Annotated in this window: 15 protein-coding genes; 5 read left to right on the top strand and 10 right to left on the bottom strand. The window is 56.0% G+C overall.

Features of this window, described 5'->3' with window-relative positions; translation table 11 throughout:
* Positions 1-129: 129 nt before the first annotated feature.
* Positions 130-1,116 carry a PGN_0703 family putative restriction endonuclease gene (locus LARV_RS04100; protein WP_075072439.1) on the top strand — a complete coding sequence of 329 codons (987 nt, stop codon included), beginning with the start codon at positions 130-132 and terminating at the stop codon, positions 1,114-1,116.
* A 74-nt stretch (positions 1,117-1,190) separates the two neighbouring features.
* On the opposite strand, the gene LARV_RS04095 is transcribed toward LARV_RS04100, so the two are convergent.
* The 8 genes from LARV_RS04095 to LARV_RS04060 form a co-directional block, all read right to left on the bottom strand.
* Positions 1,191-1,940 carry an ROK family protein gene (locus tag LARV_RS04095; RefSeq protein WP_075072438.1) on the bottom strand — a complete coding sequence of 250 codons (750 nt, stop codon included), beginning with the start codon at positions 1,938-1,940 and terminating at the stop codon, positions 1,191-1,193.
* Positions 1,941-1,960: 20 nt separating this feature from the next.
* On the bottom strand, positions 1,961-3,106 hold the full coding sequence (locus LARV_RS04090) for an SIS domain-containing protein (protein ID WP_075072437.1): 1,146 nt from the start codon (positions 3,104-3,106) through the stop codon (positions 1,961-1,963).
* Positions 3,107-3,252: 146 nt separating this feature from the next.
* Positions 3,253-4,197 (bottom strand): ribokinase, encoded by a 945-nt coding sequence (locus LARV_RS04085; RefSeq protein WP_075072436.1) that lies wholly within the window; start codon positions 4,195-4,197, stop codon positions 3,253-3,255.
* A gap of 19 nt (positions 4,198-4,216) precedes the next feature.
* Positions 4,217-5,092, bottom strand: coding sequence for a 6-phosphogluconolactonase (locus LARV_RS04080; RefSeq protein WP_075072435.1), 876 nt, complete (start codon positions 5,090-5,092; stop codon positions 4,217-4,219).
* A 67-nt stretch (positions 5,093-5,159) separates the two neighbouring features.
* A complete protein-coding gene (locus LARV_RS04075; protein WP_075072434.1) occupies positions 5,160-6,008 on the bottom strand; it encodes a carbohydrate ABC transporter permease in 849 nt (282 codons plus the stop codon).
* Between the two features lie 18 nt (positions 6,009-6,026).
* On the bottom strand, positions 6,027-6,917 hold the full coding sequence (locus LARV_RS04070) for a carbohydrate ABC transporter permease (RefSeq protein ID WP_075072433.1): 891 nt from the start codon (positions 6,915-6,917) through the stop codon (positions 6,027-6,029).
* Between the two features lie 316 nt (positions 6,918-7,233).
* On the bottom strand, positions 7,234-8,610 hold the full coding sequence (locus LARV_RS04065) for an extracellular solute-binding protein (protein ID WP_152031685.1): 1,377 nt from the start codon (positions 8,608-8,610) through the stop codon (positions 7,234-7,236).
* A 222-nt stretch (positions 8,611-8,832) separates the two neighbouring features.
* A complete protein-coding gene (locus LARV_RS04060) occupies positions 8,833-9,579 on the bottom strand; it encodes a GntR family transcriptional regulator (protein WP_075072432.1) in 747 nt (248 codons plus the stop codon).
* Positions 9,580-9,870: 291 nt separating this feature from the next.
* Between LARV_RS04060 and LARV_RS04055 the strand changes: the two genes are divergently transcribed.
* Positions 9,871-10,641, top strand: coding sequence for a sulfite exporter TauE/SafE family protein (locus LARV_RS04055; protein WP_075075105.1), 771 nt, complete (start codon positions 9,871-9,873; stop codon positions 10,639-10,641).
* A 6-nt stretch (positions 10,642-10,647) separates the two neighbouring features.
* Here LARV_RS04055 and LARV_RS04050 read toward each other — a convergent pair whose 3' ends face one another.
* Together LARV_RS04050 and LARV_RS04045 are read right to left on the bottom strand one after the other, a co-directional pair.
* A complete protein-coding gene (locus LARV_RS04050; protein ID WP_075072431.1) occupies positions 10,648-10,974 on the bottom strand; it encodes a winged helix-turn-helix domain-containing protein in 327 nt (108 codons plus the stop codon).
* Positions 10,964-11,623, bottom strand: a complete 660-nt coding sequence (locus LARV_RS04045; RefSeq protein WP_075072430.1) for a hypothetical protein — start codon at positions 11,621-11,623, stop codon at positions 10,964-10,966. Before LARV_RS04045 ends, LARV_RS04050 begins: the two co-directional genes overlap by 11 nt.
* Positions 11,624-11,765: 142 nt before the next feature.
* Here LARV_RS04045 and LARV_RS04040 point away from each other — a divergent pair, with 142 nt between their 5' ends.
* From LARV_RS04040 to LARV_RS04025, 3 genes are all read left to right on the top strand, one after another.
* The gene (locus LARV_RS04040) at positions 11,766-12,542 is read left to right on the top strand and encodes a hypothetical protein (protein ID WP_075072429.1); all 777 of its coding nucleotides are present in this window, start codon (positions 11,766-11,768) and stop codon (positions 12,540-12,542) included.
* A gap of 70 nt (positions 12,543-12,612) precedes the next feature.
* A complete protein-coding gene (locus LARV_RS04035) occupies positions 12,613-14,529 on the top strand; it encodes a hypothetical protein (RefSeq protein ID WP_075072428.1) in 1,917 nt (638 codons plus the stop codon).
* A gap of 383 nt (positions 14,530-14,912) precedes the next feature.
* Positions 14,913-15,221, top strand: coding sequence for a transposase (locus LARV_RS04025; RefSeq protein ID WP_075072109.1), 309 nt, complete (start codon positions 14,913-14,915; stop codon positions 15,219-15,221).
* The last annotated feature ends 77 nt before the right edge of the window (positions 15,222-15,298 follow it).

Here is a 15,298-nt window from a genome sequence, read left to right as displayed (position 1 = left end):
CATGCTAATATCAGCTTACAATCGAATCCGTAAATCATCGATCGATTATTTTTTATAGACAACAGCTTCTTCGAACAATAAATTTCACCTTTGCGCCACGTAGAATAATTCATTCGAAAAAAGAGCATCATGCCCACATTCCGCACATCCGAAAAACCTTTGCAAACGCTGTTCAAACACGGCGACCATTTCTCCGCAGCCGCCCGGGCGGATGGCATCTACAAAAATCACGCTTACCCCTTCTGTCTGCCACGCGAGTGCGCCGCCGAAAATCTGTTCGCCGGCATCCGCCAGGATGCCATCGATTACTTCACCGCCCATGCGATCCAATGGCACGACGGACAGGATCACAATCCCAGCCATCACCTGTGCGATTCGCAGGTCTGCTGCGTCAATTTTCTGGATGCCTTCGCTCACCAGCCCCGGGCCCTGGCGGCTTTGCTGAAACCGCGCTTCCCGGACCTGGCCGAAATGCTGCCGGTCGAGGACGGCCGCTTTGTGGCTTTCGAGTGGATCGGTGATCGCGATTATCTGCACGAGCAAAAGAACCCTGGCAAACCACGCAGCCGCGGCGCCAACTTCACCAGCGCCGATGCCGCTGTGCGTTTCAAACGCCTGGATGGGAGCATTCAGGTCGTGCTGATCGAATGGAAATACACCGAATCGTACGCCGGCACCGATCTGCAAATTGCCGCCAGCGGGGTTAGCCGGGCGGACATTTACCGGTACTTGTTCGAAGCGCCGGATTGCCCGCTGGACAAAACCGCCCTGCCGGCCTATGAGGCGCTTTTCTTCGAGCCCTTCTACCAGTTGATGCGCCAGCAGTTCCTGGCCCACGAAATGGAAAAAGCCCGTGAACTCGGCGTGGATATGGTCAGCCTGATGCACATCTCTCCGGCCCACAATCAGGATTTCAGGCGCGTCACCTCGCCGCGGTTGCGCTCGCTGGGCGAAAGCGCCACCGGCGTCTGGCAGCGTTTGGTGAAGGACGCAGGCCGCTTCATCCCCGCCTTCAGCGAAGAACTGTTCGGCCGCTTCGATGTGCGCCCCTTCCCGGAATTGCGATCCTGGTGGGAGTACATCACCGGGCGCTACGTGTGGGTACGAAATTCGTAGTCAACGAAAAACCGGCAGGCTCGTGAGCCTGCCGGCGAATGGCAGTCGATCTCTAAATCGGCCAGATTTATTTCTTATCCAACGCCATCCTGCAAACGCCCTGCCGCGAACATGGCCGCGCCAATGACGCCGGCCTGGTTGCAGTAGTGCGCCGGGCGCAGATCGGCGTGGGTCTTCAAACCCGCGCGGTACTGCTCGAAATCCGCGCTGATCCCGCCGCCCAGCACCAGGTGATCCGGCGCGAACAGTTCGTCCACTTCGGCCAGGTATTCCTGCAAACGGCCGGCCCAGGCCTCGAAAGACAAGCCCTCCCGCGTGCGCACCGAAGCCGCGCAGTACTGCTCGGCCAGCCCGCCGTGTAACTCGATGCGGCCCAGTTCGGTGTTGGGGAGCAGCTTCCCATCCAGGAAGATTGCCGAGCCGATCCCCGTGCCCAGGGTCAGCACGATCGTCGCCCCGCGGCGCAGGTCCCCGGCTTCCGGACGCGTGATTTCGGCCATCCCGGCCGCGTCGGCGTCGTTGAGCGCGAAACAGGGCGCCCCGGACGGCTCCAGAAACGCCTGGACTTCGGACCAGATTCCGTCGAAATCGACGTCCCGGCTGTAAACCCGGTTCTGGCGGATCACGCACGGGAAACCCACCCCAACGGCTCGAAAACCGGGCACCGTCCGCAGCAGGTGAATCAACGCGTCCCGGTAGCCGGCGTAGCGCGAAGTCTGCGAAATCGGGATCTGGTCGAAATCCATGACTTCGATCCCGTTCTCCAGCCGGACCCGGCCGTATTTGATCGATGTGCGCCCGATATCGATACCCAGTAAATTCATGCCCGTTTCCTGAACCAGACTCAATGTGTGCCCGGCGGGAAGAAAATGTCGACCACGTTCCGCAGTTCGGGGTGGAACTCGAAGCCGTTGATGTCCGGGATCATCCCCTTACTGAGTGCCAGGAAGTAGACCAGATATTGGGCTGCCATGGCCGCCGGGAACAGCGCCAGTTGCCGGGGCTGTTCGACGCACGGCAGTCCGATGACCTTCACATTTTCAGGCCAGCTCGCGTCCACCCGGTCCGTGATCACCACCCCTTTTGCGCCCGAGATGGCCACGCCCCGGGCGACCATCAAGGCCTTTTCCAGCGACCTTGGATCGGTCTGGAAGATCAAGATGCCCATGTCCTTGCGGAAGCTGGCATACGGGCCGTGCATGAACTCCTCCAGCCCCAGGCTGGTCGCGCTCTCGCCGAGGACTTCCATGATCTTCAAACCGATTTCATCGGCGTTGCCCTTCTGAATGCCATAGCCGGTGAGATGGTAATGGGTGGTCGCACCGCGCCACTCTTCGGCGATAACCCTGGCAGCGCTTTCCCAGGTCTTCATGTTCTGGCGCAGCAGGCCGGTCATCTGGCGGGCGTGGCCCAGGAATTCCCCCTGGGTTTCGGCCGGAGCCGTTGCCAGCGCTGCCAGGATTCCAAGGAAGGCATTGCTGAGGTAGCTGCGCGTCTTTCCGAAGGGAGTCTCCTGCCCGTACGGGTCCGTCAGAGCCAGGTCGGCCGATCGGGCCAGACGCGACCCCGCGTCGCCGGAAATCCCGATCGTGAACGCCTTCAGCCCTCTGGCTTTTTCCTGCGCCTGGCAGGTGATCAGCGTCTCGCCGGAATGGCTGATCGAAATCGCCAGGGTCGATGCGTCAACTTCCGGCGACTCTTCCAGGCAGAAATCGAACGCGTCGTAAGCCGCGGTTGGGATGTTCAATAACGTATGGCAGGCCGAAGCCACCGCCTGGCACGAATTGAAGGACGTCCCGCATCCCATGGCGATGACGCGGGTCACCTTCAATTTCTGCAGCGCCGCGCGCATCGAGTCCAGCCGGTCAGCGCTCATACAGGCTTCCAGGCAGCCGGGAATGTCCGCGATCGCCTCCACCATGTAGAAAGGCGGTTCAGTCCGAACTTCTCCATTCGGGAATCGATTCTTGATCCGATCGAAATTTGTCATTCCTTTTCCTTTAAATCTTGCCGGTCTTCCTGAGCTTTCCCGCGAGATCCGGCCCGGATAATCGATAAAGAAGGGTGGCCGCCCGAAGGCGCGCCCCGGCAATTTTGAACTGCCGGGGCGACTTACTTTCTTGCGCGGGACAGGCGCTAACCTTGTTTGCGTTCCTTGATGAAAGCCTCGACCTCGTCCAAATACGGGAAGGAAGTGATGGTTCCTGCGCGGGTGACCGACAGGGCCGCGTAATAGTTGCCCCATTGCATGGCTTCCGGGATGGATTTGCCGTTGAATAACGCCCAGGAAAAACTGCCGATGAAGGCATCACCTGCGCCGGTGGTATTGACCACGTCGACCGGAACCGGCGGCAAGCTCCAGGAATCCCGGCCGTCGTAACCGAAGACGCCGCTCCCGCCCATGGTGATGATCACCACGCCCACCTTGTACATCTCCCGGATCTTTTTGGCGACCTCGATCGGGTCGATCTCAGCGTGCAGATCGATGCCGACGATGCTCTTGGCTTCGGTTTCGTTGGGGATGATGACGTCGACGTAGTCCAGGACGCCCATCGGTTCCTCCGGGGCCGGCGCGGGGTTCAAAATGACGAACATGCCCAGTTCCTTGGCCAGTTTTGCCGAAGCCAGCGCGGTTTTTTCAGGGATCTCAAAACCCGTGATGAACATCTTCGCGGATTTAAAGTCCTCGATGCAGGGCCTGACCTCTTCGAAGGTCAGGGTGTTGCGCACGCCTTTACTGCTGACGATGGTATTGACGCCGTTGTCGTCCATCATGATGAGGCCGGCCTTCGGCATCTTCAGGTCGCTGCGCAGGAGATGCCGGATGTTGACCTTATCCTCCACCAGCCATTCCCGCGAAGCCTCGCTCATCTCATCGCTGCCGATCTTACCGATAAACGCCGAATTGCCGCCCAGCCGGCTGATCACGATGGCCTGGTGCGAACCCTTCCCGCCGTCCTTCACGTGCTGGCTGTCCCAGGCGGTGATCGTCTCACCCGCGACCGGGATATGGTGCACGCGCACGATGCTCGTGCCGCAGCCATGATGTCCCAGCACCACGATATCCGGGGATGATCCCATGATCGATATCCTTTCCAGGCTAATCCGAAAGCGGGCAGGCGGCCGTGTTGCGGTCGGTCAGTAAAGTGACCTCGACCTTATCGGTAAACAGGGTCGCCGGATATTCCACCGTTGGCTCGCAGAACATCAGCACGCGCACCGCGGTCCGTTTCCAGGCGCCGGTCGTGCTCATGAATACCACCCGTTGGGTCTTGAGAAGCGATTTGAAACCGATCGAGATGGCCAACGGCGGCATCATGTGGGTCAGGCCGCCGAACCTGCGCTCGGCTGAAGCGATGATCGTATCCTCGTTGATGGGAAAGATGCGGGTCTTCATCTGGCAGTAATCTTCTTCGGTGACCGAGTACCAGGGGGAACGCGGCGCTTCGCAGTAAGCGACCAGCCCGGTAAAGCCCAATCCGCCGTAAACGGTGTCGAACCCGCCCATCCGATCGACAGTTTCGTCCATCGCATCCAGGTCATTATAGCGCGGGAAATGGACCTGCTCGGGCGGGATGGCCAGCTCCGGATCGAAGCGGCTGAAGAAGCCGCGCAGCATGCGTCCCTCGGCGCTGAAATACCGGTGATCCAGGGGAAACGGCCGGCAGTTCCAATCCAAAACGTCGTCCATCAGGCAAACGTGCACGTTCTTCAGGCTGATTCTTTCGGTGTTCACGCGGCGAATAAAGGTCTCATATTGCTCGCTTGGGCCGGCCGGCAGCACCCAGCGGGTTGGCTTGCCGGCCTTGTTGTTGGCGATGACCTCTTCGGTCATCATGTTGCCGGCGAATTCCATGGTCTGGGTGCTTTTATCAAAGATCTTGATCTTGATGCGCGAATCGGGGTGATTCTCCAATTGGTCCACCGGGATTCGGCAGTATTCGAATAACTTTTTCTGATCGATTCTTGACGTCATAGTTACCTCTCACGTTAATGAAATGATTCCATGGATAAGCCTGGAAAACTCCAGGTCGATAAAGCGGCTAGCCTTTGATGCCCGTCATGGCGATCCCTTCCAGGATGAAGCGTTGGAAGAAGAAGTAGAAGAGGATGGTTGGCAATGTAGCCAGCAGGTTGGTCGCCATGATGACGTTGACCGTCGTATAGGTCATGGGATTGTTGTATAAACCTACGACCTGACTGATGGTGTAGGCCTGCTGGTTCGAAGCAATGACCAGCGGCCAGATGTAATTTCCCCAGGTGCGCACGAATTGTAGGATGGCCAGGGTGATGATCGCATTCTTCGATAGGGGCAGCGCAATCTGCCAGAAGAGGCCGAAATGATTGAGCCCATCGATTTCCCCGGCGTCGAAGAGTTCGCGCGGCAGATTCTCCATGAACTGGGTCATCATAAACAGGCCGAAAGCCGATGCCAGCCCCGGCACAACCAAGCCCTGGAGTGTGTTCAGCCAACCGATCTTTACAACCAAAAGGTAGGTTGGGACGAGCGTCACTGCTGCTGGGATCATCATGGATAAAAGCGCCAGCATGAACAAGAATCGCTTGCCCGGGAATTTGAACAAAGCGAATTCAAAAGCCGCCATCGAGGAAAGCAGCAAAATGCCAATCACCTGAAAGACCACATAACCAATGGAGATCAGGAAAGCATGCAAGATTTTCGAGTCGGAAAGCACCTGAGAAATATTGTCGATACCCGCCTGGAGGGAGGATGGATATAAGCGCGGATTGATCGAAATCGGGACGCCAGGTTCGGTAAAAACGACGTTGAACATCCACCAGATCGGAAACACCATCACAATCAGGATGATCATGGCGACGATCCATTTAAGGACCTGGCTGGGTATGATTTTATGAGAATATCTACTGATCATAAGGAACCTCTTTTACGCTCAGGCCTGGTTGCGCTTGCGTAAGGCGAACTGGATGGATGTCAAGACCATGATGAAGGTCGTTAGGATGAAGCCATACGCAGAGGCGGGTCCAAACTTTAAACCGCTGAAGGCGCGGCCCATCAAATCCATGACCGGAAACATTAAAGCCTGTGATCGTCCGCCATAAGCGGTATAACTTGAAGTCGTCAATAACCAGGGCGCATCGAAAACCTGCAAGGCGGAAATAAACCCATATACGATGACCAGGAACAGGATCGGCTCGAGCTGTGGGATGGTAATGTAGAAGATTTCCTGGAATTTGTTGGCCCCGTCCACCTTGGCCGCGTCGTAATAAACATCCGGGATATTCTTGAGCCCGGTGAGCAGGATGATCATATTGAAACCGGCTGAAATCCAGACGTCCACGATGATCAACGAAAAGATCATGATCTTGGGATTGGTCAGCCAGCCCACACTGTCGATCCCAAATCGTCCCAGAATTACATTGATAAAACCTACATCCGGCGCATACAACCAGCGCCAGATCGAAGCCGCCAGAAAGAGCGGCATCATGGTCGGCAGAAAATAAGCGCTGCGGAAAATATTCGACCATACCCCTTTAAAACTATTTACCAGGACAGCCAGACCAAAGGCTACCAGGATATTGATCGGGATGGTTAAGCCTACATATTTAATCAAATTTAGAAATGACTTGGAAAAATTGGCGGATTTTATGACATTGATGTAATTCGTCAGGCCGACGAACTGAGCCGGATGAACGCTGTCCCATTTGTTGAAACTGATGTAGAACCCCGAGAGAATCGGGTAGATAAAGAAGACGGCGAATAAAACGAAAAAAGGCGCCAACATTAGATAATGCTTGATGTTTTTCGAAAACCATCTATGCATCGTAATACCTCCTGCAGATCCAAACCCGTGGATACTTTCGCTTGATCCGGTCTTTTGGAAAATACCCGCCGTCATCACGATTGGAAAAGCGAATTTCAATATAGCGGGATCAGATTTGAAATTCTCGATCCGATAAAGAGAGCCGACTTGCATCGACTTCGTTGCTTCGTGCCGTGCTCTTCGAAAGTCATCTTGAGCTGCCTAATGGGGGGGATTTAATCGTCCCCCCCATTTTCCAGGGTGTCCGGTCACCGAAATAATAACCATTAATGGGGGACACCAATTATCCAAAATTACCGCTAATCAAGAACCAACTCTATTGATTGCGTCCCGCGACGACGGCGTTCAGGTCTTCGATCAATTTCGCGGCGCCTTCTGCCGGGGTCATTTGACCTTCATAAATCGAGGTCATGTTGTCCTGCATGGTGCTGATGTAATTGGTGGGATAGGGTTCGATGAAGAACGGAGGTGTGTTATAAATCGCGCCTTCGGCTGCCTTCATGGTGATGGCGATCAACGGGCTGTTCGCAGCGGAAGCTTCCATGGCCGCCTTGTTGGCATTGTACTGGCCAACCGCTTCGGCCATCTTGGTCATCGAGTCTTTCCCGACCATGAAGGTCAGGAATTCCCAGGCCAGGTCGGCATTCGCACCCTTGGTGTTGATGGACATCAGTTCGTAGCCGCTGCAGCCGCCGTGCTTGTCTGCGGTAGCTCCTGGGATCAAAGCCCAATCGTAATCCAGACCGCTCGTCTTCTTCGCTTCCTGGAAGGTCGGATCGCACCAGGCGCCGCAGAAGTAGTAGGCCAACTGGTTGGCAATGAACTGGTCAGTCATACCCTGATCCAGGGCGGGTAGTTCGGAAGTATAGGGCTTCGCTTTGATAAGGAATTCAGCCGTTTTCGCCCATTCATCCGGATTGATGAGGGTCTTGTTATTAGCGAAATCGATGCCCCACTCATCCCGGGTTGCGATGCCTGAATAAATGCTGCCAAATCCAAACCAGGTTGTGGCCATATTCGGGATCGCGGTATATCCAGCGTCCGTGATCTGCTTCATCTGGGCCAGCCATTCGTCCCAGGTGGTCACCGGCTGTGAAGGATCGATGCCCGCCGCGCGCAGGACAGTCAGGTTCCGATACATCAGGTTGCCATAACCGGTGTAGGGTACGGCGTACATCACACCATCCTGCGGTGTAACCATGGCGATATTGGCCGGATAGAACTGGTCGCGGAAATCTTGCGGCATTGCCATCCAGCGGTCATAAATGTTGCCCACCGCGCCGGCTGCGAGCAGGGCGCCGCCGTTGCCCGTGCTGTCAATGTACACGTCCGGCATGGTGCCGCTGGCCGCGCTGGTGACCAGACCGGCGACAAGATCGTCATCGTTCTTCCCGGTCAGATTGATGGTTACATTCGGATGGGAAGCTTCGAAGTCAGCAATCTGGGCCTTCATGTACTCGCCAAAACCGCTCTGGACCATGGAGGCGTACGCCCAGAATTCCAGGGTCACGGGGGCGCCGGTTGTGGCAGCTTCAGTCGCCGCGGGAGCCTCGGTGGCGGCCGGAGCTTCGGTGGCAGCCGGGGCTTCCGTTGCTGCGGCGGGGGTTTGTGTCGCGGCAGCCGGAGCGCAGGCCGTCAGGACAAAAACACAAATGAGCATAGCGGCTAACAAGCAGGAACCAATTCTCTTCATTTTCTTTTATCCTCTCCATATTCATCGATAATCCCGGTAAGGGACAAAAAGAATACTAGAGCCAGATATCGTTCATCTCTGGTCCTTTTGCCCGACAAGGTTCATCTTGTCAAAACATCGAGCTTCAGTTCACATGCGAATGGGAAATATCGTGCAGTGGCGCCTCCTTGACTTTATTCGAAAGCCGGTGGGTCGGACCTTATTCCTATGCGGGATAAGGAATTAAAGCTGGTAACTTTGCTGGCGGACGTGATAGGGTAAGAAGCGTTGGCAGTACGTGGTGACCGAAAACTCGATCATCTCATTCTTGACGGTCTGCACGATGCTCGCCAGCTTGAGCAACGGCTGTCCGGGGTCAAGTTGAAGGTATCCGGCTGTGGTTTCATCGGCAAGCTCGACGGAAAAGAATTGGTCGGCCTTGGCCGGAATGATCCCCCATTTTTCTTCCATCAAGGTGTAGAGCGACTGCGTTTCCAGGTTGAATTCTTCCAGGCCTGGATAGCGATGCTTGGGCAGGTAGTTGTTTTCGTAAGCAACCGGAATCCCGTCCATCAGGCGGATGCGTTCGATGTAATAAAACGGCCTGAGTTCGCACTCCTCCTGAAGCATCGCGAAGATTCCTTCGCTTTCCGGGGGGATGGAGGGTCTTTCCTCGAAGAGGATCACTTTGGATGACGGCGTGTGCCCCAGCAGGCGGCATTTGTACGAGAAACTTCCAAATCCCAGAAAGCCCTTGTACGGCAGCGGCGCGACGAAAGTGCCCTTTCCCTTTTCGCGGTAGATGAACTGGTTTTGCTCCAGCTCCAGCAGCGCGTGCCGGATGGTCACGCGACTCACGCCAAAGTGAAGCGCGAGTTCATTTTCAGATGGTAATTTTTGACGAGGGGAATAATCGCCGCGGTAGATCAACTCGCGAAGATTGCTCGCAATCTGATAGAAAATGGGCATCGGGCCATCTTTATTCAGCATGCTTGCCTCTTGGGAAAGGGAAAGAGAACAACGTGTATACTTGTGTACTTGTGTTTACAAGAATACATGTTAGCACGTAATAATCGAAAGTCAATAGAAAATACAGAATTGTAAATTTCAGATGGGTTGCAGTTTCTAGTGCGATTCCAACCCGCTGCGATTTCCCCCTCAAATAAAAACACCCGAATATCCGTTCCGCTCCCCGGAAACCGGCCAATCCATCTCCCATTTTTCGGCTTCTTCGTTATACTTACCATGATTTCAAATTAAATTTACAGGCATACCATTTTGATCCTCGATCCTGGCAATTATCTCCTCATCGGGCTGGCCGCGATCGCAGCCGGCATGGTCAACGCTCTGGCCGGCGGCGGCACACTGATCACTTTCCCCATGCTCACCATGGTCGGCGTTCCGGCGGTGGTGGCCAACGTCACCAACACGGTGGCGCTTTGCCCGGGCTACCTGGGCGCCACCCTGGCGCAGTGGAATGAGATTCGCGCGCAGAAGAAACGCGCCATCCTTTACCTGCCGGCGTCCATCTTCGGCGGGATCGCCGGCGCGTTATTGTTGCTCAACACCGGCGAGCGCCTGTTCCGTTCGGTCGTGCCATTCCTCATCCTGGCCGCTGCGCTGCTGCTGGCCGTCTCCGACCCGCTGCGCAACTGGGTGCTGCGCCGGGCCGCCGGGGTTGGCGCGGACGTATCGAAGATGGAAATCTGGGGCGTGCTGCCGGTGGCGCTGGCGGCCGTCTACGGCGGTTATTTCGGGGCCGGGTTAAGCGTGATCGTGCTGGCCGTGTTGGGCCTGGTGCTTTCGGATTCGCTCACCAAACTGAACGCGCTCAAACAATCCGTTTCGCTGGTGGTCAATGTCGCCGCTGCGGTGTTCTTCGTGTTCTCCGGCAAGGTCAACTGGCCGGCGGCGGGCGTGATGGCAGTGTGCGCCCTGTTGGGCGGCGTGCTGGGCGGCAAACTGGCCGGGAAAATCAAGCCCGTCGTCCTGCGCTGGATGGTGGTGTCCATCGGTGTCATCGTCGGCGTGATTTACCTGATTCGCGGTTGACCCCGGTCATTCCGGTAAATCGTCCAATACCTGCAGCATCCGCTTGCGGTAGGTGCGGAAAGCATCCCGCCCCTGCGGGGTGAGCTGCAAAATCGTGTTGGGACGCCTGCCTTTGTAGGTCTTTTCGACCTTCACGTAGCCGGCCTCTTCCAACTTGCTCATGTGCGCCGAGAGGTTGCCCCAGGTCATTCCGGTCTGGTTCATCAAAAAGATGAAATCGGCGCTTTCGACCACGTACAGCACCGCCATCAACATCAGGCGGGCAGGCTCATGCACCAGCCGGTCGATCTCGTTCAAGGTTGACAGATCCGGAACCCACTGCTCATTCGCCATGGGGCGCCTTATCGATGGGCAGCGGGTATTTGCGCAGGAAGCGAATGAACAACACCACGCCCGGGATGAAGATCAGAACGGCCGCCGCCAGCATCATCAGCGGCGAACGGAACCAGATGAGCAGGAAAACCCCCAGCGACAGTAACACGGCGATGTAGTAGCCACGCGGGAAATCATTGAAATAAGCCATCAACGTCATACTCGGGCCGACGAACAGCGCGCCGATCACCGCGACCAGCAATTTTCCCTGCTGCGGCTGTGAGACGGCCAATCCCAGGCGCTGGGCCAATCCGGGGTTGTTCCAGAATACCACCGAACCCAGAACGACCAGGGCCTGGATGACGATGATGACGCCCAGGATGGCGGCCAGGGTGGCCCCGCGCCGTTTGCGCGCCGGCCCGAAGACGACCTGTCCCAGCCGCGGTCCGGTGATGAATTTCTTGCCAAGCTGATAAATTAATGTGCTGGCAATCATCCCGCCAAAAAACAAACCGTAGCGCAACCAGCGGCCCGCATCCTCCTCCGGCAGGAAAGCCATCAAAGCCATACTGGCGACGACGCCAGCGATGTCGATATCCAAAAGGCCATCTTCGTAGATCGTGCGAAAAGTCTTCTTTTCAAGCTTTCGTAAATCGAGGGGAGTTGACATCCTTACCTCCATTTGTGATCAAATATACTTTGCATCACAAAGTTATTTGTATTATAACAACAACAGCAGGAAAAACAAGGCCCTTTTTCGGTTCCTTCCGTTTTATTTTCGCTACAATACACCTGTATTCGGAGGTTATACTATGAACAGCCCTGAGGTCTTGTTGGCGCGCCTGGAAGCCATCGCCCGTTCGTTGGAGAACAGCGGCCATGCCGAAGCCCTGATCAGCTGCGGCTCGGTCGGCATCGAGCTCGACCGCCTGGACACTTATTCGGATCTGGATTTCTTCGCCGTGGTCGAGGAGGGCTGGAAGGAGCATTACATTACCCACCTCGATTGGTTGGAGAAGGTAGCCCCCGTGGTTTACGCCTTCCGGAACACGGTGGACGGGTTCAAACTGCTCTTTGCAGACGGCATCTTCTGCGAGTTCGCGGTATTCGAGCGCGGCGAACTGCTGCGCGTGCCCTACGCGCCGGGGCGAATCGTCTGGAAGCGCCCGGATGTGCCGGACAGCATCGCCAACCCGACGGTGGCGGGCGGCGCGCCGGAAGAGAAATCGGTGGACTGGCTGCTGGGCGAGGCGCTTACCAACCTGTACGTCGGGTTGTGCCGTTATCGGCGCGGAGAAAAACTTTCGGCGGCGCGCTTCATCCAGGGCTATGCCGTCGACCGGGTGGTGGACCTGGCCGGTTCCATCGAAACGGAAGGGCCGGCCCCCAAAGATATTTTCTCCGGCGAACGCCGTTTCGAGGCGCGCTTCCCGGTGATTGCCCAACTGCTGCCCGGCATGCTGCCGGGCTACGAGCGCACACCCGAGTCAGCCCTGGCCATCCTGACCTTCCTGGAGCAGCATTTCCCGGTCAACCAGGCATTGGCGGATCGGATTCGCGAGCTGGCCGGGTCAGGGATTCCTGGATAGCGTAAAAGGTTATTCTCTTCTACGAAACGAAGTTATTCTGTTGCGAATATTCAGGCTGTTTGGAGTGTAAATGCTAGCAATCCTACCTCTGCTTACGTACGGTGGCTATTTTCTGTTTCTCTACAACCGAAACCCGGAAATCGACCGGCGCAGAATTCTCCTGCGTACCGCGGTGGTCTGGGGAGTGTATCTGGTGATTGGCACAGAGCTGCTCAGCCTCTTTCATTGGGTAACCCAGGTGGGATTGGCCTTGTTTTGGATGGCAGGGTTGGTCGCAAGTGCGGCATGGATGACGATAACTCACCGATTACAGAAAAAACCCATCATCCTCTCACGCCTTAAAGTCCGGTTGACCGTTCAAAATTCAATCCTGTTATCGATTATTTGCGTGATTTGTATCGCGACTGCGATCATCGCCTGGGTCGCGCCGCCCAACACGATCGATTCATTGGCCTATCACATGCCAAAAGTGGCTCATTGGGCGCAAGATCAGGCTGTCCATTTCTACTCCACCGGTATGTACGCTCAAAACAACATGCCGCCCGGGGCAGAGATGATCCTGTTGCAATTTTACGTGCTTGCGCAAAGCGATCGCCTGGTCAATTTTGTCGAATGGCTGGCCATGCTGGGAAGTCTGATCGGAGTGAGCGTGCTGGCGGCTCAGTTGGGCGCAAGAAAAATTGGGCAGTTCTTTGCGGCCGTATTCGCAGTCACGCTGCCAATGGGCATTGCCCAGGCGTCCAGCACCATGACAGATTATGTGGTGACCTTCTGGGTGATCTGCGCGGCCAGCGAAACTCTGGCCGCGCTTACCGAATCATTCGACTGGCGCATGCCTGCGCTGGCCAGCCTGGCGGCTGGTCTGGCGGTCTTGACCAAACAAATAGCAGCAGCCTATCTGTTTCCTTTTGGAATTCTGTTTGCGGTTGTCCTGGTGCGGCGCGTTGGCTGGAAACGATCCATCGGATGGGCGGTTCTGGCCATCCTTCTGGCGTGTAGCGTGATGGCCGGCCACATTTCGCGCACCTATCTCACTTATCATAATTTGATCAGCGATCCGACGCACGTTTCCGAACATGCCAATGCCTTACTCACCCCGCAAGGGATTCTCTCCAACGTCACTCGAAATGCCGCCCTGCAAACAGGCACACCCTGGCCAAAGGTGACCGAAGAGGTGTGGATGTTTGTGCTCAAGGTCCATGTGAAACTTGGTGTGGATATGGATGATCCACGCACCACCTCCATCGGCCCGTATCGAAGAATTACCCTGAATCTGAGTGAGAATAATGTCGGCAATCCCGTGCATGCGGTTTTGATATTGTTCTGTTTTCCGATCACCCTCATTTTGGGAAAAAAGTTGGGCAGGAACGTCGTATTCTATACTTTGATCGTTATTTCGACCTTCATTTTCTTCAGCGCCATGTTCAAATGGCAGATTTTTGGCAGTCGCTATCACCTGCCCTTCTTTGTGCTTTCTGCTCCCGTGTTCGGGGTGCTGCTCGGCCGGTTTTTACCGGATTGGAGTCTGGATGTAGTTGGGCTGACCTTGCTAGCGCTGTCCTGGACCTGGCTGGTGCATCTGGTCGAACGCCCGGTGATCCAGAAACCAGGCGACACCGATTACCCATCGATCTTCCAGCAATCGCGAGAGGACCTGTATTTTTCGCCCAGCATTCGTAATTCAAAAGTAATCTATGACGAAATGCTGGGGCGAATTCGGGCTGCCAATTGTTCCAGTATCGGCGTGATGATTTCCGGCGCTTCGGTCGAATACCCGATCTGGGTTGCGATGGATGCGCCGCGTAAAGATTTGCAGATCGAATGGATCGTTTCAGGGCCGACGAGAAAATTCGCCAAAGCCAACTTTAAACCCTGCGCGGTGATTTGCCAGAATTGTCCGCAAGAGTGGCAGAGCGTCCGAGACTTGCCCCTTGTTGAAGAGTTAAGTTCCGGATATCAATTATTCCTGGCCAAACCCATTCCTTAGGGTCGTGCCGTCGATCGCGTGGTGTCCCTGGCCGGCTCCATCGAAACGGGAGGGCCGGCGCACAGGGATATCTTTTCCGGCGAACGCCGCTTCGAGGCGCGCTTCCCAATAATTGCCCGACGGCCGCCCGGTTTGCTGCCGGGCTACGAGCGCACACCCGAGTCAGCGCTGGCGCATACAGCGTATTTCAATCGAACCCTCATCCCTACCCTTCTCCCTCGGAGGGAGAAGGGCGTGCAATTCGGGGCTTCTGGAAAAAGCGGCATCTGGATCAAAAACGGCTTAATCCCTCTCCCTCTTAGGGAGAGGTCTGGGCTTCCCCCGAAAAAGTGGACACGGAAAAAGGGAGAATCCGGTAAACTAAACGGGAAGGAAGCGAGGAAATGAGAGACAAACGATATCGGACATACACGCCGGAGTTCAAACGAGAAGCGCTGGAACTACTGAAGAACAGCGGAAAAAGTGCGGGGCAGCTGGAACGGGAACTGGGGATCACGCCGGGAATGCTGTTGAAGTGGCGGGCCAAATACCAGATGGTGACGAGCGAGAAAGAACCGCCACGGCTAGAGCCAAGTGACTTGGAAGCGGCGAAACGGGAAATCCAACGCTTGCAGCGCGAGCTAAAGGAGATGGCCGAAGAGCGCGAGATCCTAAAAAAAGTGGTGAGTATTTTCTCAAAGAAAGACGCATGAAGTACATGTTCATGGCAGCGCACGAGGGAGAATACGCGGTGAAGCGGATGTGCAAGGTGCTGAGGGTGCAGCGGAGC

It is taken from the genome of Longilinea arvoryzae (genome assembly GCF_001050235.1).
Taxonomy (GTDB): Bacteria; Chloroflexota; Anaerolineae; order Anaerolineales; family Anaerolineaceae; genus Longilinea; species Longilinea arvoryzae.
The sequence above is the reverse complement of the archived record's forward strand: the minus strand, read 5'-3'. Positions and strand labels throughout refer to the sequence as shown.